Annotated in this window: 18 protein-coding genes and 1 pseudogene; 10 read left to right on the forward strand and 9 right to left on the reverse strand. The window is 63.4% G+C overall.

Annotation, left to right across the window (positions count from 1 at the left end):
- Window positions 1-7 precede the first annotated feature (7 nt).
- Complete coding sequence (locus tag M2281_RS12705) at window positions 8-961, reverse strand: NUDIX hydrolase (protein WP_280821513.1); 954 nt, start codon at window positions 959-961, stop codon at window positions 8-10.
- A 235-nt stretch (window positions 962-1,196) separates the two neighbouring features.
- Here M2281_RS12705 and M2281_RS12710 point away from each other — a divergent pair, with 235 nt between their 5' ends.
- From M2281_RS12710 to M2281_RS12735, 6 genes are all read left to right on the forward strand, one after another.
- Window positions 1,197-2,351, forward strand: coding sequence for an ABC transporter ATP-binding protein (locus M2281_RS12710; RefSeq protein WP_280821514.1), 1,155 nt, complete (start codon window positions 1,197-1,199; stop codon window positions 2,349-2,351).
- A 25-nt stretch (window positions 2,352-2,376) separates the two neighbouring features.
- Window positions 2,377-3,516 (forward strand): extracellular solute-binding protein, encoded by a 1,140-nt coding sequence (locus M2281_RS12715; RefSeq protein ID WP_280821515.1) that lies wholly within the window; start codon window positions 2,377-2,379, stop codon window positions 3,514-3,516.
- Window positions 3,517-3,589: 73 nt separating this feature from the next.
- Window positions 3,590-4,411: an ABC transporter permease gene (locus M2281_RS12720; protein ID WP_280821516.1), complete on the forward strand. Its 822-nt coding sequence runs from the start codon at window positions 3,590-3,592 to the stop codon at window positions 4,409-4,411.
- Complete coding sequence (locus M2281_RS12725; protein ID WP_280821517.1) at window positions 4,408-5,253, forward strand: ABC transporter permease; 846 nt, start codon at window positions 4,408-4,410, stop codon at window positions 5,251-5,253. Before M2281_RS12720 ends, M2281_RS12725 begins: the two co-directional genes overlap by 4 nt.
- A gap of 2 nt (window positions 5,254-5,255) precedes the next feature.
- Window positions 5,256-6,317, forward strand: coding sequence for a LacI family DNA-binding transcriptional regulator (locus tag M2281_RS12730; protein WP_280821518.1), 1,062 nt, complete (start codon window positions 5,256-5,258; stop codon window positions 6,315-6,317).
- A gap of 579 nt (window positions 6,318-6,896) precedes the next feature.
- Window positions 6,897-7,352, forward strand: coding sequence for a hypothetical protein (locus M2281_RS12735; RefSeq protein ID WP_280821519.1), 456 nt, complete (start codon window positions 6,897-6,899; stop codon window positions 7,350-7,352).
- Between the two features lie 111 nt (window positions 7,353-7,463).
- Here M2281_RS12735 and M2281_RS12740 read toward each other — a convergent pair whose 3' ends face one another.
- Both M2281_RS12740 and M2281_RS12745 read right to left on the reverse strand, forming a co-directional pair.
- Window positions 7,464-7,766, reverse strand: coding sequence for a glycine zipper 2TM domain-containing protein (locus M2281_RS12740; protein ID WP_280821861.1), 303 nt, complete (start codon window positions 7,764-7,766; stop codon window positions 7,464-7,466).
- Between the two features lie 35 nt (window positions 7,767-7,801).
- Window positions 7,802-9,328, reverse strand: coding sequence for a patatin-like phospholipase family protein (locus tag M2281_RS12745; RefSeq protein WP_280821520.1), 1,527 nt, complete (start codon window positions 9,326-9,328; stop codon window positions 7,802-7,804).
- A gap of 312 nt (window positions 9,329-9,640) precedes the next feature.
- Between M2281_RS12745 and M2281_RS12750 the strand changes: the two are divergent.
- Window positions 9,641-9,904: pseudogene (locus M2281_RS12750) on the forward strand (amidase family protein); the annotation flags it as partial.
- A 141-nt stretch (window positions 9,905-10,045) separates the two neighbouring features.
- Here the strand turns inward: M2281_RS12750 and M2281_RS12755 are convergent.
- Window positions 10,046-10,483, reverse strand: a complete 438-nt coding sequence (locus M2281_RS12755; protein ID WP_280821521.1) for an Lrp/AsnC family transcriptional regulator — start codon at window positions 10,481-10,483, stop codon at window positions 10,046-10,048.
- 131 nt (window positions 10,484-10,614) lie between these two features.
- On the opposite strand from M2281_RS12755, the gene M2281_RS12760 reads away from it, so the two are divergent.
- A complete protein-coding gene (locus tag M2281_RS12760) occupies window positions 10,615-13,668 on the forward strand; it encodes an aminotransferase class III-fold pyridoxal phosphate-dependent enzyme (RefSeq protein WP_280821522.1) in 3,054 nt (1,017 codons plus the stop codon).
- A 100-nt stretch (window positions 13,669-13,768) separates the two neighbouring features.
- On the opposite strand, the gene M2281_RS12765 is transcribed toward M2281_RS12760, so the two are convergent.
- The 5 genes from M2281_RS12765 to M2281_RS12785 are packed head-to-tail and all read right to left on the reverse strand — an operon-like array spanning window position 13,769 to window position 19,018.
- Complete coding sequence (locus tag M2281_RS12765) at window positions 13,769-14,656, reverse strand: polysaccharide deacetylase family protein (RefSeq protein ID WP_280821523.1); 888 nt, start codon at window positions 14,654-14,656, stop codon at window positions 13,769-13,771.
- A 20-nt stretch (window positions 14,657-14,676) separates the two neighbouring features.
- Window positions 14,677-16,416, reverse strand: a complete 1,740-nt coding sequence (locus M2281_RS12770) for an ABC transporter ATP-binding protein (protein WP_280821524.1) — start codon at window positions 16,414-16,416, stop codon at window positions 14,677-14,679.
- Entirely contained in the window at window positions 16,413-17,294 is an 882-nt protein-coding gene (locus tag M2281_RS12775) for an ABC transporter permease (RefSeq protein WP_280821525.1), read from the reverse strand. The genes M2281_RS12770 and M2281_RS12775 overlap by 4 nt, the downstream gene beginning before the upstream one ends.
- Entirely contained in the window at window positions 17,291-18,262 is a 972-nt protein-coding gene (locus tag M2281_RS12780) for an ABC transporter permease (RefSeq protein ID WP_280821526.1), read from the reverse strand. Before M2281_RS12780 ends, M2281_RS12775 begins: the two co-directional genes overlap by 4 nt.
- Before the next feature lie 54 nt (window positions 18,263-18,316).
- Window positions 18,317-19,018: a creatininase family protein gene (locus tag M2281_RS12785; RefSeq protein WP_280821527.1), complete on the reverse strand. Its 702-nt coding sequence runs from the start codon at window positions 19,016-19,018 to the stop codon at window positions 18,317-18,319.
- 189 nt (window positions 19,019-19,207) lie between these two features.
- On the opposite strand from M2281_RS12785, the gene M2281_RS12790 reads away from it, so the two are divergent.
- A complete protein-coding gene (locus tag M2281_RS12790; protein WP_280821528.1) occupies window positions 19,208-19,813 on the forward strand; it encodes a MarR family winged helix-turn-helix transcriptional regulator in 606 nt (201 codons plus the stop codon).
- The gene (locus M2281_RS12795) at window positions 19,810-21,402 is read left to right on the forward strand and encodes an ABC transporter substrate-binding protein (protein WP_280821529.1); all 1,593 of its coding nucleotides are present in this window, start codon (window positions 19,810-19,812) and stop codon (window positions 21,400-21,402) included. The genes M2281_RS12790 and M2281_RS12795 overlap by 4 nt, the downstream gene beginning before the upstream one ends.
- Window positions 21,403-21,438: the final 36 nt, after the last annotated feature.

The following is a 21,438-nucleotide window of genomic DNA, read 5'->3' on the forward strand; positions in this document are numbered from 1 at the left end:
GATTTCGCTATTTGGTGCCGGCCACCGAGCGCTCGTCGAGCACGCCATGGCGAAACTGGAACAGCTTTGCCGGCCGTCCGCCGGTGTCGGAGGACATCTGGCCGGTCTCCTCGACCAGTTCCTGCTGTTCGATCAGGCGACGAAAATTCTGCTTGTGAACGGTCGTTCCGGCCAGCGCTTCGACGGTTCGCTGCAGCTGCAGCAGCGTGAAGGCGGGCGGCATGAGCTCGAACACGACTGGGCGATACTTGATCTTGGTCCTTAGCCTGGCGATGCCGGTGGCAAGGATGCGCCGGTGGTCGCCGTGCATCGTCCGCCCTGGAACGAGCTGCACACCAGTGACTCCGCTCCTGAGCGCCGCTTCCTCGACCAGGCCAGCCTCGTAAAGCAGCTCATAGCGCTGCAGGGTCAGTTCTTCGTTCCAATGCTGGTCATCGAAGCCGAAGCACACGGCGGCGCGCTGCCAGCGCTTGCGGCGCTTTTCCTGCGGCCCCGCATCATCGGCCCATTGGCGCAGTGCCGGTTCGATGACGTCGGTGATCACCGGTGGGGCGCCATAGCGATGGTCCTCCCATGGGAAGAACTCGTACCAGTTGCGCCAGCTACCCGGCGATGTCACGCGCGAGGGCTCCTCACGCGTCAGGCCCAGATAGCTGATCGAAATCACGCGCCGCTCCGGGTCCTCGCCGCTGCGGTCGCGATCGGCAAAGGTGTAGAGCTGTTCGATGTAGCCGAGCGGATGGCCGGTCTGCTGCTCGACCCAGTTGCGCAGGCCAGATTGCAGCGAGCGATGCCCAGATTCAAGCGGACCGGAGGGCAAGGCGGCCGCAGAGCCAATCGTCAGCACGACGGGATTGCCATTGGGTACCGCAACGAGCACGGCGGTCAGCTCCACCTGCACGCCGTGGTTCTCACCCGCGACCGCCGGTTCATTCAGCCTGGCAATTGTTTTGTCTTGCATTTTCAGCCGGTTGTTCAGGACCCTGGACGAAGCGTTCGCTGACGCAACCGAACGTGGACCCGCCGCGCCCTAGCTGTCTGCTATTAAGCACATAAGCGGCACGACATCCATCTCGATGTGCCTGGAGAGCGTCCCGTTCCATCCGTCATCAGGCCGTTATGAAAGACCCGTATCAGCATTGCCGACGCGCAAGGCAATTCCGCATTGCTTTGCACAGCTGTGCAACGGATTGAACATGAACGACGAAGCCTTTCTCGACATCGCTGGGATCAGAGCCGGTTACGGCCGGACGCCGGTCCTGCAGGGGCTGGACCTCTCCATTCGAAAGGGTGAGTTCGTCGCGCTTCTGGGCTCCTCCGGCTGCGGCAAGACCACGCTTCTGAGGGCGATTGCAGGCTTCGTGCAACCAAGCGGCGGCTCAATCAGCGTCGCGGGCCGCAACGTGACAAACCTGCCGCCGGACAAGCGCGGCATGGCGCTGGTGTTCCAATCCTATGCGCTGTGGCCGCATATGACGGTCGCGCAAAACATCGGCTATGGGCTCAAGCTGCAGCGCCGCCCACGCACCGAGATCGCGCGCCGCGTCGGGGAGATGGAAACTCTTCTGGGCCTGTCGGGGCTCGGCACGCGCAAGCCGGGTGAACTGTCCGGCGGCCAGCGCCAGCGCGTCGCGCTCGGCCGTGCTCTGGCCATCGATCCCCAGATCCTTTTGCTCGACGAACCGCTCTCCAATCTCGATGCGCGCATCAGGCTGCAGGTGCGCCATGAAATCCGCTCGCTCCAGCAGCGGCTTGGTATTACCGCCGTCCATGTCACGCACGATCGCGAAGAGGCCATGGTGATGGCCGACCGCATCGTCATCATGAACGCCGGCCGCATTGCCCAGCAGGGAACGCCCGAAGAGGTCTACAATCGTCCTGCCTCGCCCTTCGTCGCGGCCTTCATGGGCGCTGAAAACCGGCTGGTCCTGACGGGACACTCCGAGGCTTCCCGTTTCGAGATATTGGAAGGCAGCGACAATGAAGGCTGCGTGGTGCCGCTCGACGGGCGGCCGCTTGCAAGCGGAACGGTGGAAGCACGCTTCCGCGCCGAGGCCGCGCAACTGTTGCCTGCGGATAGCCGCGAGAACCTGCCCGATGCCGTTCTTGAACTCGCGGGAAGGGTGGCCGCCGTCAGCTATCCCGGCGGCCTGTGGCGGCATTCGATCAAAATCGGCGCGGCGGAAATCCTGGTCGATGCGCCGCGCGCCTTCTCGCCTGGCGAGGCCGTTAAGGTCCGCATCCCGCACCAGGTGCTGTTTCTCTTCAATTCTCGGGAGGCGTCGCCGCCCCCGACACCCGTTTCCCGGAGCGGCGCGGAAAGCCGCTTCCTGGAAGTATCCGAAGCCTGACTTCTTCAACCGGAGATTTCTAACCATGAAGACCCTTCTGCAAGCGACGACGCTGGCGCTCGCCCTTGGCGTGACGCCGACCTCGGCCGCCGAACTGACGGTGGTGACCGCGGGCGACCAGAACATGGTCGACTACATCAACGAATATCTGGGACCGCTTTTCGAAAAGCAGTACCCGGGCAACACCGTCCGCGCCGTCGGCACGGGGCCGGGCGACGCCGGCTCCCAAAAGATCACCGAGCGTTTCGAGGCACAGGCCAAGGCCGGCTCCGAGAAGTGGGACACCGACGTTGCCGTGGTGCACGAGAAGTTCGCCGGCCCGATGGTCGAGGCCGGTTATCTCGAGGCCTATCGCCCAAACATCGAGACCGGCAAGCTGGTGACGCGCGCCAACGCCGACATGGCTCTCGGCACCAAGGTCAGCGGCTATGTGATGCCGATGTTCAACAGCCAGACTGCGCTCGCCTACAATCCGGCTCTGGTTGCCAATCCGCCGAAGAGCTACGAGGAACTGGTTTCCTGGGCAAAGGAGCACCCCAAGCAGTTCGGCTACAACGGCATCAAGGGCGGCGCCTCGGGCGTCAGCTTCGTCATGGGCTGGATCTACGCTTTCGGCGGCAGCGACGCGGGCAAGCTGATGAACGGTCCCTTCGAAGAGGCCGAGACCAAGAAATGGGACGGCGCCTTCGCCAGCCTGAAGGACTTCACCCAGAACGCGACGCTCACTCCCGGCAATGCCGGCACGCTCGACCTTCTGAGCCGCGGCGAAATTGCCATCGGCCCGGTGTGGGTGGACATGTTCTATTCCTGGCAGGCCGATGGCCGCATGCCGCCGGAAATCAAGCTCGTCCTGCCGGCCCCCGGCATGCCTGGCCAGCCGATGCACTATGTGATCCCGGCCAAGGCCGCCAACAAGGAACTGGCCGAGAAGTTCGTGGCGCTGGCCACCAGCCCGAAGGTGCAGGCCGAAGGCATCGTCAAGCGCTTCAACTGGTACCCGGGCATCGACGCCAAATACGTCCAGTCTGAACTCGACGAAGCGTCCTGGAACAAGCTCTTCACCGACATCTCGCCGGAAGACCTGGCGACGAACGGCAAGACCTTCCCGATCGCGCCCTACAACAAGGCGATCCTGGAAGCCTACGAAAGCCAGGCCGCCAACTAAGGCCTAGGCATCCCACTTCCGGCCCGGTTCCTCGCGAGAGGGGCCGGGTCCACACACTATCAGGTACCCGTCGATGTCGAAGCGCCTGCTCGGTCTCATCCTTGTCCTGCCCGCCCTTGCGGTCATCGTGCTGCTTTTCCTCGTGCCGCTCGCCGCTTCGGTGGTCGGCGCGTTCGTGGCCGATGGGCGTTACGGGCTTGCCAATTTCGAGAAGGCATTCGCGCTCTACGCGCAAGACATCGTCTTCACGGTGGTGATTGTCTCCTTCTCGGCCGTCATCATCGGTGCGCTTTCGACGGCCATAGCCGGCTATCTGACGCTCGGCGAAAATCCGCGCGCGGTCGCCATCCTGCGGTGGCTTTACCGCTGGCCGATGTTCATTCCCTTCATCGTCGTCGGCCAGGTGCTGCGCACATTCCTCGCCAAGAACGGCTTGATGAACAACGTGCTAATCAGCGCCGGGTTCATTACGCCCATGCAAGCGAGCGGCATGCTGGACTGGCGCGGCATCATCATTGCATTCGTCTGGAAGCAGACACCCTTCGTCACGCTTTTGCTGGCGGGGGCCATGGCCTCCCTCGACCGGAGCACGATCGAGGCTGCGCGCAATCTCGGCGCCTCGCGCCTGCGCATCTTGTTGGAAATCGTCTTGCCGCAGGTGGCCACCACGCTGGTCGTCGGGCTCATCCTCTCCTTCGTGACGATGATGTCGGTTCTATCCGTGCCGCTGATGATCAATGCGCAGTCGCCGACCATGATCACCGCCGACATCGCGTTCCGTATCAACGCCTATGGCGACTATGGCGTCGCGAACGCGCTTGGCCTGATCTCGCTCGGGGTGACCGCCTGCGTCGCCTGGATTTATCTGCGCCAGACCATGAAGGAGCGGGCATGACCGCGCTGACCCATTCCATCGCCGAGCCGTCGCGGCTGCGCCTCGATCTCTGGTGGCTGCCGCGTGGTATACTCCTTGGGTTGCTCGCTTTTGCCATTTTCGGGCCACTCGCCAATCTGCTTTTGTGGGCGGTGACCGAACGCTGGTATTTCCCGCACACGCTGCCGCTGGAATACGGCTTCAGCTTCTGGGCCCGAGTATTTTCGCCGCGCGGCAACGCGATGGAATCGCTGACCAACAGCGTCGTCGTGGCGATCCTCACGGTTGCCGTTTCGCTGACACTGGCGGTTCCCGCCGGCTACGCACTGGCACGGCTCAAGCTGCCGCTACGCGGGCTGATCCTGCTTGTCTTCATGATCCCGCAGGCGTTTCCGAACCTGCCAGTCTACGTCAATGTTGCGCGGCTGTTCTACGAAATCGGCCTCAATGGCACCATCGCGGGCGTCGTTCTTGTGCACGTCACCCATGGCCTCGTCTTCGCTGTCTGGATCGCCACGGCCGCCTTCTCAGCCATAGATGTCGAGCTGGAACAGGCCGCGCGCTCCATTGGCGCTGGGGCGCTGCAGACCTTTCGCGATGTCACGCTGCCGCTTGCCATGCCCGGCCTGATGGCCAGCGCCATCTTAGTCTTCCTGGAGTCGCTGGACGAGTTCACCGGCAGCTATTTCGTCGGTGCGCCTGACGTAAACATGCTGCCGCTGCTGCTCTACAATGCGGGCGCGGGTGGCAACTACCAGGTCGCGTCCATCACGGCGCTGTTGCTTCTCATCCCGTCGGTCGGTTTCATGCTGGTCGTAGAGCGATTCCTGAAAGCCGACGTGCTTTCCAGAGTCGGACGGTGACGATGAAGAAAGCCAAACCCGAAAAAACTGCCACGAGCCTAAGACCCGGCTTCGTCAGCGCATTGCAGGTTGCGCAGCGAGCGGGCGTGTCGCGCTCGGCCGTCTCGCGCACATTCACGTCCGGCGCCAGCGTCTCGCCGGAAACGCGCGAGAAGGTGGTGCGGGCGGCCGAGGAGCTGGGCTATCAGGTCAACGACCTTGCGCGCGGGCTGCTTGCCAATGGCAGCCGTCTCGTCGGCCTTGTTGTGACCAAGCCGGAAGTCGGCTTCCGTGCATTGCTGATGGCTTCGCTCGCCCGCGCGCTCATCCGGCGTGGCAATGTGCCAATCATCATCGATACCGGGCAGACGGAGCCGGAACTTGCCGCCGCACGCACGGCCCTGTTCGGCCATCGCGCGGAGGCCACCATCATCCTCTCGGGCTCGCCGCCATCGTCCTTCGTCGATCTCGCCCGCTGCAACGGCCAGCCGTTGATCGTCATCGGGCGCTCGGAGCCCGAATGCGACCATATACGCACCGACAATGCCGGCGCGGCGCGTGAGGCGGCTGCCCGTTTCGTTGCCAGCGGCTTCCGAAAGCTTGGCCTAGCCGGTTCCGCATCAGGCACGCCGAGCATCGTCGAGCGCGAGGGCGCTTTTTGTGACGAGGCCGTGCGCCTGGGGGCCGAAGTCATCTTCGAGCGGGGAGGGGATTCGGACTATGCCGGCGGGCGCGAAGTGGCACATCGCCTGCTGAAGCGCCCGGACCGGCCCGAGGCCATCTTTTGCGTCAACGACCTGATCGCCTTCGGCCTGATGGACGTCGCGCGCCACGAACTCGGCCTGTCGCTGCCGCAGGATCTCTCGGTCATCGGCTTCGACGATGTACCGGAGGCGGCCTGGGATTCATATAGCCTCACCACCTTCAGGCAGGATCCGGACCTCCTGGCGACCAAGGCGATGGAGCTTCTCGATCGGCGCCAGGGCGATCCACAACTACCGCCGATGGTGACGAAACTGGCCGCGCCGCTGGTGACTCGGCAAAGCGCGGCACTCGCGGGAAACGCGTCCGCCAAGACCGAATGATAACCAGCGGCTTATGGACGCGGCCGTCACGTCCCTTTCGGCAAAGCCATATAGACCCGCGTGATGAAGGCCTTGATCTGCAATCACGCCTCAAGGAGGGAGAGGACGTGTCATGTTCGACGCTGACACCGTCGCAGCCATTCGGGCTGCAGCGATGAAACTGCATAGTTGTTCCGAGGAATTTCAACGACATATTGCTAATAATGCATGTTCGTTGTTAATAGCCGCATAGCCTGCTGGCGCCTACGGTAGGGTGCCGAGTACCGAGGTGTTGAGCGCCCAGGCAACAAAGGCCCATCGTATCGTCAGAGGCGACGGGCTTGCTGTACACGCTCCCAACGAAGTCGCGCGGATCGAAGTTGGCACCTTCGACTGGGCCGTCCGCCACTCCTTGGCAGGACGGCGCCTCCATGAGGTCTGTTCAAAAAAGCGTGCACCTCGGGAATTTTTTGGTTCGCGGAGCGTCTACTTCGTAGGTCCGATAGAGGCCCAACCCCGAAGATCATCGCACCAAGGTCAATCCTCCCCCTGCGATCAGCGGGCATTGGGCTTCACGGACGGTTTCCCTTGGAGAAGACAATGAAACGCTATCTTTCAACACTCGCATGTTCGGGATTGCTGAGCATTGGAGCGCTCTGCGGCGGTGCCTTTGCCGCGTCCCTTCCCAGCTCAATTCCCGGCATTGTCCCGACCGTGAACGCAGTAGGCGAGGCTTTCCGCGCTCTTCCAGCACAACCGGTGAACAGCGGCATACACGGCATCCTTTTACACAAGCAAAACGATGATCCTGGCGGCCTACAGTTCGTCCGCGGCGGTGGCGGTGGCGGTGGCGGCGGACACGGCGGGGGCGGGATGGGCGGCGGCGGCACGGGCGGCAATAGCGCCGGCGGCATGGGCGGCAATAGCGCCGGCGGCAGCGGCGTGGGTGGCGGCGGTGTAGGAGGCGGCGGCTTCTTTGGGTTCGGCCGCTATCCGCGTCCGTACTGCAACCCCTATTACGGCCCCTGCTATCCAGGATATCGTCGGGGATATTAAGCGCGTCCGGTAGGGTCGGCCGCTCCTAGCGGTTCAGGCCATTTTTCAGCCAAGCACTGGCCCGTCGTCTCACCCGAGGCGGCGGGCTTTCTTTTGCATCCTAGCGCGCGATCAGTAACCGCCGCTGTAGGAGCGGTCGTCGCAAGGCGCGGTGTAGATGCGTCCATAACGGTCCTGGTAACGGCACATTTCTTGACCGCGAGGTTGCGAGCTGCCTGAGCCAGCAACAACAGCACCAAGTAGCGCTCCGGCACCAGCGCCGGTTACTGTGCTTTTCGTGTCGCGACCGATAGCCTGGCCGACGAGGGCACCGCCGGCTCCGCCGACGAGTGCTCCCGTTCCAGCACTCTGTTCAGTTTGAGAACATCCAGCAGTGTTCGATGGAAGCGCGGAAATAGCCACGGATTGTGGCAGGTTGAGCGTCGGCGTAGTGGCGGCATCGCCACTAATCACTCCCCAGGGACCTGCTTTGCTTCGAGGGCGTCGAATATTAGTGCGCCCTTCCGGCTTTCCTCTGCAATTTTCCGGATGTTAGGGTTGTTGCGGACCGCCTGCCTACCGGCCTCGATGGCGAGGTCGACTTCGTCGCGGGTCAGTTTGAGCCGCGTGGGCACCTTGTTGAGGCGGGCGAAAGAGTCCGGATCGGCGTCGCGGAACGAGAGGTACTCGGTGGTGACGGTCACGTCTCGGCAGTCCCAACCGACGAGTGTTCCGCGCTGCTTGTGCACCTGTTCCCGTGAAAGGCCGCACCGGTAATGGATCAGCGCTTCCTGCCATTGATTAAGGGCCAGGTCGACCGCGTCGAACCCGCTCCTGTTTGCCGAAGCAATCGTGGTGTCCGATACGGCCCGAACGATGTTCCCCAGATGGGGTGCTTGCTGCGTCTCACCCCACTCGTAAGGGACGTATCTGCCTGCGTCGGTAACGATGAAGACGAAATTGCGGAGCCTCACAGCTTGTTGCGGCGATAGCGGCGCATACGGACTATCCGCTTTTGCCAGTTCGAGGGTGAGGCCGGTGATGCCAAGATTGTCCGTCAGTGCACCGTCGAGCAGCCGGACGAAGTTGAGATTTTGATCAGCTTGGTAGGAGTCCAACGATCGGGCATAGGCCTGCAGCCGGATTGATGGGTTGTCCGTATCCAAAGCCCGGTCCAGCCAGCGAGGGCGGTGGTAATCGCAATTTATCTTGGGCGCCTGAAGGATCATCGGCGCGAAGACCACTGGAACCGCGGCGGAAGCCCCAACGGCCTCGGCGATCTTGAGCTGGCTGATGTCGCTGCACAGGGCGGCGAACGTGTCTTCGGTAAACAGAAATGGCGTATTGTTGTAAATGTCCGAGGCCGTTACCCAGACGAGCGGCCTGCCTGGCTTGGCGAATGCCGAGAAGGTTGCCCGATCGAAAAGGTTGTCGTCCAGCCATCTCGCGAAGCTGTTTCGATCATTGGCCCCGCCACGGAGTGCCACCTTGACCAGGGTGCCGGGCAAGACGCTGGTAGCCATGTTGGCTTCGGCGTTCTGATACAGGAAACGTTCGCGGAAATCCCGGTAGTCATCTTTTCCCCTGTAACCGAGATAGGCGGCCAGGACGGCGCCACCGGACGTTCCAGCGACAGTGCGGACATTGTCGACCAATGTGCGCGTGATGGGAAATTCGTCGATAGTCAGCGTGTCGAGTTCCAAAAGCGTGCCGTAGGCGAAAGCGGCCGCCCGTGTACCGCCACCCGAAAACGACAACGCCAACACCGTCGAGCCGTCATCGGTGGCATCCGGGATGTAGTCGGGCGACGGGGCACCCGGCATATTGCTGACAAAGTTTATCGGAGAGGTGTCGACGACAACGCATCCCGAAGCTGCAATCGCCGCGGCAAGGCCAACCGCCCTCAGCAGCTGGGAGATTACGTTTCTCACTGAATTGCCCTCGCCGCCGATTCCCCTTTGGGGCCAGAGGGTTGCACGGTGATAGTAATCCTTCAAGTAGTCCTGACTTCCGCAGCGAACTGCGGCCCAACGCTCTCAATTGCACGGCCTAGGCGGCAGACTGCCCTCAGGAAAATATCTTGGGCCCGAGAAGCGTTTGTCATATCGCGAAGCACGGCACTCACCTTGTCGGCGGGTAGATATTTCGCGGTAGGCGCCCGGGCGTGGATCAGCGTTCCGATGCAGCGATCAGCATGGCCAGCGCTGCGGCGGGTGCTGCGCTCGCTTCTGTGGGCGCCGGTAGGCAAGGCGATGGAAAAAACGCCCGAAAGGCTCGACCCGACGCTGATCGAGACCATCAGAGCTGGCATGGGCTACACGGCGGCTGATCTCTGCGAGGCGCGGTTCGCCCGCACCGCCTGTTTCGGTAAGGTTCAGCAGGTGTTCGAGCGCTGCGATGTCATCGCCTCGCCGACGCTGTCGGCTCCCGCGCTGCCGATCGGGCTCGATCCGCTGGGTCGCGTGCAGATCGCCGGCCAGGATGTCGGCACCATTCGCGGTGCATGGTATCCCTACACCTTCCCGTTCAACCTGACCGGACATCCGGCGCTGTCGATCCCTTGCGGCCTGTCGTCCGCCGGCCTGCCGATCGGCCTGCAGTTGGTCGGGCGCTGGCACGAGGACCGCTTTCTGCTCGATTGCGCAGCGAAGCTGGAAGAAGCGCTCGGCTTTTTCGGCCGCCCATCCGCTGCCAAGGGCGGCCTGACCTCGAAGTCAGACGGCCCGTTCGATATCCCGCCGCAGGATGATTGCGGTGGTCAGGTCCTCGACGCCGGGGTGACTTGCGATCAGGTCGCGCAGTGTGTTGAGGCGGTCGATGGACGGCACCTCGATCTCCACGATGAGGTCGAGCTGGCCGCTGACCGACGAAACACGCCGCACCTCCGGATAGCGCGCGAGTTGGTCGAGAATGCCGAGCGAAGGCGTGCGCACCAGCGTGACCAGCAGGAAGGCGCAGACCAAGCCCTGTTCCATCTGCCCGATGTCCGCGCGATAGCCACGGATGACGCCCGACCTTTCGAGCTGCGCGACGCGCTCGCTGGTAGCGCTGCGCGACAGGCCGATGCGACCCGCCAGCGTCTTCAGCGGTATGCGCGCCTCCTTCGTCAGGATGCCGAGAATCTCCCTGTCCTTGGCGTCGAGTTCCTTCATGGTGGGCTCCACTGGCTTCCGTCAAAGTGCCGGTCGAAGCAGGCAAACTGCCGGTCTAACCGACGCTTTGCCGGATGCCTGATTTTTCGGCCCGTGCCAAGGTCCCGCGCAAACGAAATTCCGGACCTGCCATGACCGACGTGAATCACCCCGCCCCCGACTTTACCCTGGATGCCGCGAAGGAGTTGGCGCTGAGCCACTTCGGCGCGACCGGCGAGGCAAGCTCGCTCGACAGCGAACGCGACCAGAATGTCAGGCTGACGTCTGATCAGGGCACGTGGATCTTCAAGATCGTCAACGCCAGCGAGCCGCGCGATGAAAGCGAGTTCCAGACCGCGTTGCTGGAGCATCTGGCGCATACGGCGCCGGATCTCGCCATTCCGCGCCTAAAGAAGACCGGCAATGGCGAGGCGCTCGCCTATGTGACTGCTAGCGAGGCAGGTGAACAGCACGCGCTGCGCATGGTTTCGTGGCTGGCGGGCAAACCTTTTGCAGAGGCCGAGCGCTCGCTGGAGCTGCTCGAAAGCCTGGGTGCAACGCTCGGCAGGCTGGACCGGGCGCTGCAGGGCTTCATCCATCCCGGCGCCCTGCGCAGCTTCGATTGGGACATCCGTTGCGCCGGCGACGCACGCCAGCGCCTTCACCACATTGCGGATCCCGAGGACCGCGCGCTTGTGGAACGTTTCCTTGATCGCTTCGACGCGGAAGTTGCGCCGCGCCTGCCTGCGCTGCGTGCGCAGGTGATCCACAACGACGCCAATGACTGGAACGTTCTGGTGGACGAGGCCGGCGCGCCGCGCGTCACCGGGCTGATCGATTTCGGCGATGCGCTGCATTCGGTGCTTATTGCCGAAGTGGCGGTGGCCTGCGCCTATTCCATACTCGACACGGAAGACCCGATCGGCGCGGCAGCGCGCCTGGCGGCCGGCTTCCACCGCGAATATCCGCTGCGCGAGGAAGAGCTGGACGTCCTGTTCGACCTCATTGCCATGCGGCTTGTCATCAGCGTCACCTTGTCCGCCGCACGGCGCAGGCAAACCGAGGACAACCCCTATCTCGCCATCAGCGAGGCGCCCGCCTGGCGGTTGTTGCGGCGACTGGGCGCGATGAACCGGCGCTTTGCTAGCGCCATTCTGCGCCACACCTGCGGTTTCGACGCCGCGCCGGGCGCGCGCGCCGTGACGAACTGGATCGAAGCGAACCGCAAGGAGCTTGCGCCAATCCTCGACCGCCACCCGGCAACGCTGACCAAGGCGCTGGTGCCCTATGGAGACCCGCACCATCCGATGACGGTCGATTCCGCCGGCCAGCGGCCGGACAAGGCCACCGCCTGGTGGGACGACTATTGCGCCAAGCACGGCATCGAACTCGGCATGGGGCCGTGGGGCGAGGCGCGCACCGTCTATGCGGGGGACATGTTCAAGTCGCGCTTCGTGGAGGGCGAGCGGCGCATCCACCATCTCGGGCTCGACTTGTTCATGCCGGCCGGCACGAAGCTCTACACGCCGCTTGCGGCAACGGTCGTGAGCGTCGAGATCGAGGAAGACCCGCTCGGCTATGGCGGGCTGGTGGCGCTGGAACATCAGCCCGAGGGCTGCCCGCCCTTCATCACGCTGTGGGGGCATTTGGCGCACGAAGTGACGACGCGGTTGAAGCCGGGAGACCGGCTGGAGGCCGGCGATCTCGTCGCCATGATGGGCGCGCCGACACAGAATGGCGGCTGGGCGCCGCATCTGCATTTCCAGATTTCGACCGATCCGAGCCTTGCCGCACGCGACATCCTCGGCGTCGGCGAGGCGCGTTATCTCGATGTCTGGGCCGAGCTGTTCCCGGATGCGTCGGTTCTCGCCGGCATTCCGGCCGAGACTTTTCATCAGAGCGGCCGCACGCGGCCCGAGATCGTGGCGGCGCGCAAGGAAACGTTGCTGCCCAATCTCTCGATCTCCTATTCCGAGCCGATCAAATTCGTGCGCGGCGAAGGCGCGTGGCTGATCGACAATCGCGGCCGCGCCTATCTCGATTGCTTCAACAATGTCTGCCATCTCGGCCACGCCCACCCGGATGTGGTGGAGGCTATTGCCAGGCAGGCGGCGAAGCTCAACACCAACACGCGCTACCTGCATGACAACATCGTCACTTACGCCGAGCGGCTGACGGCGACGCTTCCGGCTGGGCTGGCGGTGGCGAGTTTCGCGTGCTCAGGCAGCGAGGCCAACAGTCTGGCTCTGCGCATGGCCCGCGCCCATACCGGGCAAAGCGATGCCGTTGTGCTCGACTGGGCCTATCATGGTACCACACAGGAACTGATCGATCTCAGCCCCTACAAATACAAGCGCAAGGGCGGCAAGGGCCGGCCGGCGCATGTGTTCGAGGCCGTCATTCCCGATAGCTACCGCGCTCCAGCCGACTGGCCGGTGGAGGAGCATGCGAAGCGCTTCGCACAGAGCATCGCCGAGCAGATCGAGGTGATGCGAAGCCAGGGCCGTGCGCCTGCCTACTTCATCGCCGAATCCATCCCGAGCGTCGCCGGCCAGGTGTTTTTGCCGGAGGGCTACCTCAGGCAAGTCTACGCCATGGTGCGCGCCGCCGGCGGCGTCTGCATAGCAGATGAAGTGCAGGTCGGTTTTGGCCGCGTCGGCAGCCACTGGTGGGCCTTCGAGATGCAGGGCGTGGAGCCCGACATCGTCACCATGGGCAAGCCGATCGGCAACGGCCATCCGATGTCGGCCGTGGTGACCACGCGCGAGGTGGCTGCGTCCTTCAACAACGGCATGGAATATTTCAACACGTTCGGCGGCAATCCGGTGTCTTGCGCGGCGGGTCTGGCGGTGCTTGACGTGATCGAACGCGACGGCCTCAGGCAGAACGCGGCCGAGATCGGCGCCTATCTCGTCGACCGGTTCCGCGAACTGCAGGCACGCTACGAGATCATCGGCGACGTGCGCGGGGTGGGTCTGTTCCTGGGCATCGAGCTGGTAACCGACCGCAAGACCAAGGAGCCGGCAACCGCGCTCGCCCGCCGCGTCAATGATGGTGCCCGCCAGCGTGGCGTGCTGATCGGCACGGAAGGCCCGCACGACAATGTGCTGAAGATGCGGCCGCCGATGATCTTCAGCCGCGCCAATGCCGACCATCTGGTCAGCGTTCTTGATGAAAGCTTCAAGGCGGCCCTGGCAGAGGCCTGACCGCATAGCGCGAGCCGGCCGGTGGCGGGCTCGCGCGAGAGTAAAAGTACCAGATGGACCGGATCGGCTTTGCCGATCCGGTTTGAGTAAGTAGGCCGGATTAGGCCTTCAGGCCTTCTGCGGCATAGGCGGCGATGTCCGCATGCGTGGCGAACCAGACATCGTCATGGCCGCGGATGTGGCGGATCAGCTCTTCCAGAATGGTGATGCGCGAACGGTAGCCGATGACATGCGGATGCATGGTCAGCAGGAACAGGCCGCCTTCCTCATAGGCGCGGTCGAACTCGCGGCGGAAGATATCCAGCACTGCCGTCGGCGGCGTGTAGGGCCGGTGGGCGGTGAAGCGGTTCATGTTGAAATAGACCGCGTCGTCGCGGATCCATTCCACCGGTAGCTCGACGATGCCGGTCGGTTCGCCATCCTCGACGATCTCGTAAGGATCGTCATCAGCCATCAGCGAGGAATCGTAGAGCAGGCCCAGCTCGCGCTGGATCTGGAGCGTCACGCTGGAAAAATCCCAGGACGGCGTGCGCATGCCGACGGGGCGAACGCCGGTGATCTTCTCCAGCGTGTCGGCCGCGCGGAAGTGCAGGTCGCGCTCGTCCTGCGGCGGCACCTTGGTGTTGAGCTCGTGGATCCAGCCATGCAGGCCGATCTCGTGACCCTCGGCGATCACCCGACGCTGCTCGTCCGGATAAAGCAGGCCGACCACGGCCGGCACGAAGAACGTCGTCTTGATGTCGTTGTCTGAAAGCGTCTTGAGGATGCGCGGAATGCCGACGCGGTTGCCGTACTGGCCCTGGGACATCCGGCCGATGGATTCGCCGCCGTCACGCAGTTCGTTGGTTTCATGATCGCTGTCGAAGGAAAGTGCCACCGCGCAGCGCGCGCCGTTCTTCCAGCTCTTCGGCTTCAGCGAGCGGCCGGCGCGCACCTTGTTCACCTTGCCGCGCCAAACCGTCTCGTCCCACTGCCAGGGTTCCATCATTTACCTCGTATTTCGATGGTTCAAAGAACGGCCGCATCCGCCGCTGACATCGCCTGTGGCAGCACGGGTACTGCGGCAAGCAGCCGACGGGTGTAGTCGTCCTGCGGGTTCTCGTAGATCTCGGCGGTCTGACCGGCTTCGACGATGCGGCCGCGATACATGATCGCGACGCGGTCGCAGAGGTGACGGACGACCGAGAGATCGTGCGAGATGAAGATGAGCGTCAGCTCCAGTTCCTTGCGCAGGCGGATCAGCAGATTGATGATCTGCGCCTGGATGGAAACGTCGAGCGAGGCCACCGGCTCGTCGCAAACCACCACATCGGGCTGCATGGCAAGCGCGCGCGCAATCGCCACGCGCTGACGCTGGCCACCGGAGAACTGGTGCGGATAGCGGCCAGCAAATGCCGGATCGAGCCCCACCGCGGCGAGCCACTGGCGGACATATTCGCCCGCCTGCGCCCGCGTCACGAGCCCATGCGCCAAGGGTCCTTCGGAGATGCAATCGCCGACGCGCATGCGCGGGTCGAGCGAGGCGAACGGGTCCTGGAAGATGGTCTGGATGCGCGTGGTGATCTTCTTGGGCGTACGGCCGCCGGAGATGACGCGCTCGCCCTCCAGCCGGACGATGCCCGAAGTCGGAGCGTAGATGCCCGCCGCGATGCGGCCGAGCGTCGACTTGCCACTGCCGGATTCACCGACGAGGCCAAGGGCGTCGCCGCGCGACAGCGTCAGGCTGATATTGTCTACCGCCTGAACCACTGGAACGGGCGAGGCGAGGCCTGCCTTCTCGGCCAGGCCATGCAACAGACCGGTGCTTCTGCGGAACTGCTTGCTGACCCCGTCGACGACGAAATAGGGCACGCTGTGCTTGGGCGTCCGGCTCTGGCCGGCTGTTGCAAGGCGAGGCGGCGGCACAGGATCGGCGGCACCGTCGCTGCTGTTGCGAGCAAGCATGCTGCCCGGCTCGGCGCGCGAGGGAAGAGCGTCGAGCAAGCCGCGCGTATAGGGATGCTGGGGCTTGAGCAGCACGTCCATGGTCTGACCGGCTTCGACGATGCGGCCGGTCTTCATCACCGCGATGTGGTCGGAGATCGAGGCAACAGTGGCAAGGTCATGGCTGATCCAGATCAGCGCCGTGCCGGTCTCTTTTACCAGCTCCTTCATCTCGTCCAGGATCTCGGCCTGGATCGAGACGTCGAGCGCGGTGGTCGGCTCGTCGGCGATGATCAGCTTGGGCTTGTGCAGCAGCGCAATGGCGATCGCCACGCGCTGCCGCATGCCGCCGGAGAACTGGTGCGGATAAAAATCCACTTTGTTCTCGGCATCGGGAATGCGCACCTGCCTCAGCGCCGCAATCGCGCGTTGGCGCGCCTCGGTGGCCGAGACCTTGCCATGCGCTTCCAGCGCAAGCTTGATCTGCGTGAAGATGCTGAGCACCGGGTTCAGCGTCATCATCGGGTCCTGGAAGACCATGGAGATGGCCTTGCCGCGAATGGCGCGCAGTTCGTTGGCCGGAAGGCCGACCAGTTCGCGCCCCTCGAGCTTGATCGAGGAGCCGCTTTCGATGCGCCCGGGATGATCGATCAGGCCGATGATGGAAAAGCCGGTGATGCTCTTGCCCGAGCCGGACTCGCCGACAAGGCCGAGAACCTCGCCGGCGGCCAACGAGAAGGACACGCCGTCCACCGCCTTCATCACGCCCTTGGCGGTGTGGAAGTGGGTCCTGAGTTCGGTAACCTGCAAAAGCGGAGCTGTCATTTCTGCAGCCTCGGATTGAGCTGGTCGCGGATCTGGTCGCCGACCAGGTTGAGCGACACGATGAAGAGGATGAGGGCGATGCCTGGATAGATCGAGATCCAGTAGCGGCCCGACAGGAGATACTGGAAGCCGTTGGCGATCAGCATGCCGAGCGATGGTTCCGTGGGTGGCAGGCCGACGCCGAGAAAGGAGAGGGTGGCTTCGAGCGAAATCGCGCTTGCCACCTGTACCGTCGCAACCACGATCAGCGGCGGCAGTGCGTTGGGCAGGATGTGGCGCAGCACCACACGGCGTGCCTTCAGCGGCACCGAAAGCGCTGCCTCGACATAGTCCTTCTGCCGTTCGGCTGACGCCGCGCCATGAGCGGTGCGGGCGAAGTAGGCGTATTGGGCGAAGATGAGCGCAAGGATCAGCTGGTAGCGACCCTGCCCGAGGATTGCTGCAATGACGAAGGCCAGCAGGATCGCCGGAAACGACAGCTGGAGATCGATGACGCGCATCAAAATGCTCTCGATCCGTCCGCCGACATAGGCGGCGGTGGAACCAACGAGCGCGCCGAGGGTGAAGGCGACGGCGCCGGAAATCACGCCGACCTCGAGCGAAATGCGCAGGCCGTAAAGGATCGCCGAGAGCAGGTCGCGTCCCTGAGCGTCAGTGCCAAGCAAATGGACATAGCCGCCCGTGCCGACATAGCCCGGAGCACGCCGCGCATCGCGCAGCACCAGATGGGCGAGGTCATAGGGGTCTTGCGGCGCGAAGAGCGGGGCCGCAACGGCCAGGATCACGATCAGCAGCGTCACGATGCCGGCGGCAAGTGCAACGCGGTTGCGCGAGAACTCCCTGAAGAAGTCGCGCATCGGGGTGGAGGCGTTCGTCATGCCCGTCCCTTTCTCAAACGCGGATCGAGCAGCACATAGACAAGGTCCACAACAAGGTTGATGACGATGAACAGGAGCGCGACCAGCATCAGGTAAGCGACCATCACGGGGCGGTCGAGCGAGGTGATGCTGTCGATGATCAGCTTGCCGAGACCAGGCCAGGAGAAAATCGTTTCCGTCACCACGGCGAAGGCGAGCGTCGAGCCGAATTCGAGGCCGAAGACGGTGACCAGCGGAATGGAGATCAACTTCAGCACGTGGCGGCGAAGGATAGTGCCTTCGCTGATGCCGGCGGCGCGGGCGAATTTCACCGTGTCGCTGACCATCACTTCGCGGGTGCCGGCCCGCGCCAGGCGGATCATCATCGACAGCTTGAACAGCGCCAGGTTGATTCCCGGCAGTAGCATGTGCTTGAGGCCGTCGGCGGTCAGGAAGCTCCATTCGACGCCGAAGAGCGCCGCGGTATGGCCACGCCCGCCGGCCGGCATGCAGCCGCACTGCACGGCGAAGATCATGATGAGCATCAGGCCGAACCAGAAGGTCGGCACGGAAAAGCCAAGGATCGACGCGCCCATGATGATGCGCGAGCCAAGGCTCTGTGGCCGGTAGCCGGCATAAACGCCGAGCGGAATGCCGACGGCCGAGGCCAGGATGACGGCGAACAGCGTCAGCTCCAGCGTGGCCGGCAGACGCGACAGGATCAACGTGCCGACCGGCATGCCATAGACGAAGGAGCTGCCGAAATCGCCGTGAATGAGGCGGTCGGCGAACTGCAGATATTGCTGCCACAGCGGCAGGTCGAGCCCGTAGCGAGCGATCACCTGCGCACGGATTTCCTGCGTCGCGTCAGGCGAGAGCATAACGTCGATGGGGTTGCCGACGGCATAGACCCCGCAAAAAACCAGGGCGGACATGGCGATGACCACCAGCCCAGCCTGGAAGAGGCGTTGAAAGACGAAAGAAAACATCGCTCCCCTGTCGCGTCCGTTCCGGACGTCATCTTGCCCTTGGTTGTTGCCGGATCAGTCCCAGTCAGTATCCAGAAGCGCCCGCGTTTCCGCGACCGCGACGTCCCAGATGGCCTGCATGTCCGCGTCAGGGCGCTGGAACAGGCCATGATAATTGCCTTCGCCAAGCATCTCGCGCTTGGTGGCTGCGTCGACGCGCGCCAGCCGGGCAAAGTCGATGCGCGGCTTGCTCTCGGCCGGCTGGGGCGCGTTCGCAAGGCGCGTCCAGGGGAAGTTCTCCATCCATGACGCGTGCGAGGCGGCCGGGTCGGTGTCCATCACCTTCTTCCAGGTGAGGGGCGCGCGCCACCAGTCGTGCATCTTCACCCGCGCATCGGGATGCTCGTTCAGCCATTCCGAAATGACCGCCGTCGCCGGCGTGTTGCCGCCATGCCCGTTGACCACGAGAATGCGACGGAAGCCCGACCGGTACATGCTGTCCAGAAGGTCGCCGATCACGCCGATATAGGTCGAGAGCTTCAGCGTCATCGTTCCCGGATAGGCGCTGAAGGACGAAGCCAATCCGTAGGGCACTACCGGGAACACCGGGATGCCGAGAGGCGCTGCCGCATCGATCGAGATCTTCTGGGCCAGGATCATGTCGGTGCAGAGGCTGAGATAGGCGTGCTGCTCGACGCTGCCGATCGGCAGGATGCAGCGGTCGTCCTTGGCGGCGCGCTCTTCCACCTGCATCCAATTCATCTCGGCTATGTCCATCGGGCTCTCACTTTCAGGCTATGCAAAGTCAGTTCCGCGCAGGCGCTTACGCTAGGGCACAAGCACAATCGGCGCCGCGTCGAAATAGTCCAATATTGTTCTATTAGGAACTAAAAAAAGAAATTGACAGCGGTTTTTGGCTAAGTCAAGTTCCATCCGGAACAAACAACGGGTGGAGGAGAAGTGACCATGGCGTCGCTGGACACCGGGTTGACGACTCTTGATGAACTGCTGATGGAAGCAGGCCGGCGAGACGCGCCCGAAGGGGCCGTCGACGACCTCGTCGCCGTCAAGCTCTGGCAGAATCCGTGCTGGTTTTCGTTCCGGATCAATTTCCTGGCGCTGCAGTTCAACGTGCCGATCTACCGCTGGATCGAAGTGGAATTCGGCCTGCAGCGCGTAGAGTTCGTGGTACTCTACTCGCTTAGTCTCAAGAACGGCGTCACCGCGAGCGCCATCTGCAATTCGTCCGGCTTTCCGCGGAACACCATCAGCCGCGCCATTCAGAAGCTGATCGACAAGAACATTGTCCGCCGCGAGGTAGATCCGGGCGATCTCAGGAGCTTTGTCCTCTATCTGACGGATGAAGGAAGACGGATCGTCGACGAGGCCATGCAGCCCATGCGCGAGCGCGAGCAGCTGATGCTGTCTTCGCTCAGCCCGGCCGAGCAGCTGATGCTCTCCGAGCTGCTGGCAAAGGTCGTCGCCGATTCGAGCAAGTGGCCAGAGACCTGGCCGTCAAACAAGAAGTCCAGCCAACAAACCGACACTCCCGAGGAGATGGAAGAAGTATGAATCTGTTGCGCGCAACCACCGGGCTCGCGCTCGCCCTGGGCCTTTCAGCCGGCGTTTCCAGCGTCGCGCTCGCTGCCGATCTGACCATCGGCGTCCGCGCCGGCCCGGCCTCGATCGATCCGGATTTCACCGCCACCGGCACCCATGCCGAAGCGATGAAGCACATCTTCGACACGCTCATCAAATCCGGCAACGATCTCCAGCTGGAGCCGGGCCTGGCTGAAAGCTGGCAGGCGATCGACGACACGACCTGGGAGTTCAAGCTGCGCAAGGGCGTGAAGTTCCATGACGGCTCGGACTTCACCGCCGAGGACGTCAAGTTCTCGATCGAGCGCATCCCGCACGTGACGGGCGCCAACCCGACGAGCGTCTATGTCCGCCGCGTCAAGGATGTCGAGATCGTCGATCCCTACACCGTTCGCGTCAAGACGGACGGCCCGGCGCCGACCCTGCCCAACGACTTCATCCGTCTCTTTGTCGTCTCGCACGTCGCGGCCAAGGATTATTCCGACACGCCCGAACACGCGACCGAAGGCTTCAACTCGGGCAAGGCCGCGATCGGCACCGGTCCTTACAAGTTCGTCTCCTGGACGCCGAAGGAAGAGCTGGTTCTCGAGCGCTTCGACGACTACTGGGGCGGCAAGGAGCCGTGGGACAAGGTGATCCGCAAGGAACTGCCGAACGACGCCGCCCGCGTCGCTCAGCTCAAGGCCGGCCAGGTGGACATCGTCGCACGCATCCCCGCGTCCGACATCGCGACGCTGGAAAACGACTCCTCGCTGAAGATCATCAAGACCGACAGCGTCTATGAGTTCCTGGTCTATTTCGACTTCCGCGAACAGGCGCCGCAGATCACGGCCAATGACGGTTCCGCGCTGGCCAAGAACCCTTTCCTTGACCCGCGCGTGCGTGAGGCCTTCGATCTGGCCATCGACCGCGAGACGATCACCGAAGTGGCGATGGAAGGCATGGGCAAGGCCCAGTCGCAGATCATCACGCCGAACATCTTCGGCTACAATCCGGCGATCCAGCTCACCCAGCCCGACATCGAAAAGGCCAAGCAGCTGTTGGCCGACGCCGGCTATCCGGACGGCTTCAAGGTGGTGTTCAACTTCACCAACGACCGTCTGCCGAGCGACAAGGAAGTCGGCACCACGATCGCCCAGATGCTGGCGGCCATCAACGTAACGGTCGAAGCCAACGCTCAGCCGGGCGCGGTCTACTTCCCGGCCAACACGCGGGGCGATTACAGCTTCGGCATGTCCGGCTGGGGCACGCTGACGGGCGAGGCGAACTATGCGCTGGCGGCACTCCTGCACACCAACGACCCCGAGACCAAGCTGGGCGGCTTCAACGTCCATCACTACTCCAATCCGGAGATGGACAAGCTGATCGAAGGCGCGGCAGCCGAGATGGACACGCCGAAGCGCGAGATGCTGCTGCAGGATGCCAACGCCCTTGTCGCCAAGGAGCGTGCAATCCTGCCGATCGCGTCCACGGTTTCGGCCTGGGGCATGAAGAAGGAACTGACGATCACGCCGCGTTCCGACGAGGACACGCTGGCGATGAACATTCGCCCGGCGAACTGAACCGGCAAATGAGACCTAGCGGCCGCCTTTCGGGGC

Source organism: Pseudaminobacter soli (ex Li et al. 2025) (assembly GCF_029892515.1).
Lineage (GTDB): Bacteria > Pseudomonadota > Alphaproteobacteria > Rhizobiales > Rhizobiaceae > Pseudaminobacter > Pseudaminobacter soli_A.

Coding starts and splice junctions, on each gene's coding strand:
- M2281_RS12705 (WP_280821513.1), bottom strand. CDS start 961: ATGCAAGACAAAACAATTGCCAGGCTGAATGAACCGGCGGTCGCGGGT.
- M2281_RS12710 (WP_280821514.1), top strand. CDS start 1,197: ATGAACGACGAAGCCTTTCTCGACATCGCTGGGATCAGAGCCGGTTAC.
- M2281_RS12715 (WP_280821515.1), top strand. CDS start 2,377: ATGAAGACCCTTCTGCAAGCGACGACGCTGGCGCTCGCCCTTGGCGTG.
- M2281_RS12720 (WP_280821516.1), top strand. CDS start 3,590: ATGTCGAAGCGCCTGCTCGGTCTCATCCTTGTCCTGCCCGCCCTTGCG.
- M2281_RS12725 (WP_280821517.1), top strand. CDS start 4,408: ATGACCGCGCTGACCCATTCCATCGCCGAGCCGTCGCGGCTGCGCCTC.
- M2281_RS12730 (WP_280821518.1), top strand. CDS start 5,256: ATGAAGAAAGCCAAACCCGAAAAAACTGCCACGAGCCTAAGACCCGGC.
- M2281_RS12735 (WP_280821519.1), top strand. CDS start 6,897: ATGAAACGCTATCTTTCAACACTCGCATGTTCGGGATTGCTGAGCATT.
- M2281_RS12755 (WP_280821521.1), bottom strand. CDS start 10,483: ATGAAGGAACTCGACGCCAAGGACAGGGAGATTCTCGGCATCCTGACG.
- M2281_RS12760 (WP_280821522.1), top strand. CDS start 10,615: ATGACCGACGTGAATCACCCCGCCCCCGACTTTACCCTGGATGCCGCG.
- M2281_RS12765 (WP_280821523.1), bottom strand. CDS start 14,656: ATGATGGAACCCTGGCAGTGGGACGAGACGGTTTGGCGCGGCAAGGTG.
- M2281_RS12770 (WP_280821524.1), bottom strand. CDS start 16,416: ATGACAGCTCCGCTTTTGCAGGTTACCGAACTCAGGACCCACTTCCAC.
- M2281_RS12775 (WP_280821525.1), bottom strand. CDS start 17,294: ATGACGAACGCCTCCACCCCGATGCGCGACTTCTTCAGGGAGTTCTCG.
- M2281_RS12780 (WP_280821526.1), bottom strand. CDS start 18,262: ATGTTTTCTTTCGTCTTTCAACGCCTCTTCCAGGCTGGGCTGGTGGTC.
- M2281_RS12785 (WP_280821527.1), bottom strand. CDS start 19,018: ATGGACATAGCCGAGATGAATTGGATGCAGGTGGAAGAGCGCGCCGCC.
- M2281_RS12790 (WP_280821528.1), top strand. CDS start 19,208: ATGGCGTCGCTGGACACCGGGTTGACGACTCTTGATGAACTGCTGATG.
- M2281_RS12795 (WP_280821529.1), top strand. CDS start 19,810: ATGAATCTGTTGCGCGCAACCACCGGGCTCGCGCTCGCCCTGGGCCTT.